Source organism: Maribacter sp. (genome assembly GCF_049667165.1).
Taxonomy (GTDB): Bacteria; Bacteroidota; Bacteroidia; order Flavobacteriales; family Flavobacteriaceae; genus Maribacter_A.
This window is the reverse complement of the sequence record NZ_JBATHS010000407.1, coordinates 1-2161: the sequence shown is the minus strand read 5'-3', so window position 1 is coordinate 2161 and position 2161 is coordinate 1. Positions and strand designations below refer to the sequence as shown.

The window sequence follows — 2161 nt, the reverse complement described above, 5'->3', positions numbered from 1 at the left end:
TCCTTGGCCACTTTCGCCCATTGTCGCGTATCGAGGTTCGTGGGATTGAACTGCTCTGGTTTTTCGCCCCCGGTACCCCACTCCATATTGGTGAAGGTATTCATGTTAAAATGCACAAAAGCATAATATTCCAGTTCATGCCATGCCAATTGACGATCAGAGGGCACTGGCGTAATGGGTTCGGGGGGCGTTATTTCATTGCATGATTCTAGAAAGACCAAAAGCACTAAAATTACCAGTCGCAATTTTTCCATATTCACTATTTTGTATCTTATATTCCAATCCCTTCCGACCCTGACGGCACCGTCAGGGTCACCTTCCCTAATCAAGGGAAGGAGCTTTTTTGATTTTCACCACCCGTGCCACATTCCAAAATGCAAACCCTTCCGACTTTCAGTAAAGATACTCATTGATATAGTTTTACCCAATCAATGATCATCTGTACCGGCAGATCTTTAGGATTTACCTCCCCGACCCAGGACCCTCCCAATTGTTGGTCAATGAGCAGGTAAAATGGTTGGTCGAAAGGCCATTGCGAGGGGTCTACCCCTTCTATTCTCGGATAGGTATAGGATGCTTTCCCGTTCAAGGTGTACACCAACTTATCAGGATACCATTCCAATCCAAAAGTATTGAATTGTTCGGTATCACAAGGCGCCGTGGTAGAATAAGGCGGATTCTCTTTTTGTTTGAGTTCCAGTGTATAGTACGAATGGGTGGTTTGATAGATGATGGTGTCATAATTCAAATGCTCCATAATATCGATTTCACCGTTACGTGGGTAGTCTCCATATTTTTTTTGCTCTGCAAGCATCCAAATAGCGGGCCAAGCCCCTTGGGCACTCCCCAATTTGGCCCTGATCTCAATTTTCCCATACTGGAAGGCTACTTTTCCCTTGGTATAAATACCCCCTGTTAAATAGGGCCTTGGGTCACTGATGGTATCCGGATTGTTAATTCCTTTTAAGTACAGTTGTCCATCGGCAATTTCATAACACCGGTCATCACTGGTCATATAATTACCCCAATCGGCCTTATTGGGCGGTATGCGTGTCCATTTTGTGCTATCCAATTCCTGGGTTTCAAATTCATCTTGCCATACCAATTTCCATTTCTTATTTACCCTATTTTCCTTTTGCACCAAGAGGGTCAAACCCGGTTTTTCAGGTTTCATGACCTTGCAACCCACCAAAAGGAGCAATACGATTCCGAATATACTTACGCTATTTTTCATAACTATTTATTTTAATACTTCCTATTGTTTTACCACGAACCACGTATAACCCTTAGCCGGAATGCGCACCATGATTTCAGTGCCATAATTCCGGCTTAATTTTGACTTCACAGGATTTTCCCCTTTTTCCAATACAAGAGCGGTATCAACCAAACCGGTATAATATAAGGGTACTTCAATCTTTTCTTCGATACCTTTTTCCGTGGGGTTAAAAAGTAGCACGAAGGCCTTTTCCCCCAATTTCGGATTTACGTGCATGAACCCATCCCAAGAACGGCCATTGGGTCTTCGTAAATGGATGATATCGGAATTCAATATATCCCTGTATTTTTTGTAATGCGCTATTTGTTCGATGACCAGGGCTTTGGTTGCATCGGTATCATAGAGCCGTGGGCCCCTGTAGCAGGCCTGTACCCCTGAACCATAGTTTTGTACCATGTGCGCCTTGTATGCATCCAAATGTTCGTTCAAGGGTTCCAAGGTTGCGGCCGCCCCTCCCCCGTGGTACTCCGTTAAAGGCACGAACGTCCACGCCATAGAAGGTGTTTTTTCCCAAGTACCATCATAGATATTCTGCCTACCCAATATGATCTGTTGTGCCCTTGGCAAGGACCAATTCACTTCACGATACCCGATACCGCATTTATTCGACCCTTGTAAATAGTAGAAATCAGGGGCATTCAAATAAATATCCTTTTCTTTTAGCCAATGGTAAAAGTCCTTGGTCATATGCCATTGTACCCATTGGGAATCTTCATACCCCTTGTGGTATTTGTGGGTGGTCGATGCGCAATAATCCCCTGGATAGGGTCCATCATGCTCTAAAAGATCGAACCCTGTTTTATCCAGAAAATATTTTAACTTTTCAAGGTAGGAATGTCCCCATTCGGATGCCAAACAGGGCGCATTCCCGAATTTGGCTCCCCC

General features: G+C 44.2%; 1 protein-coding gene and 2 pseudogenes. All 3 read right to left on the bottom strand.

Annotated features, from left to right (window positions below):
- Positions 1–254 (bottom strand): annotated as a pseudogene (locus WBM98_RS18250) (alpha-L-fucosidase); the annotation flags it as partial.
- Between the two features lie 152 nt (positions 255–406).
- On the bottom strand, positions 407–1234 hold the full coding sequence (locus tag WBM98_RS18245; protein ID WP_424367446.1) for a glycoside hydrolase family 16 protein: 828 nt from the start codon (positions 1232–1234) through the stop codon (positions 407–409).
- Positions 1235–1255: 21 nt separating this feature from the next.
- Positions 1256–2161: pseudogene (locus tag WBM98_RS18240) on the bottom strand (alpha-galactosidase); the annotation flags it as partial.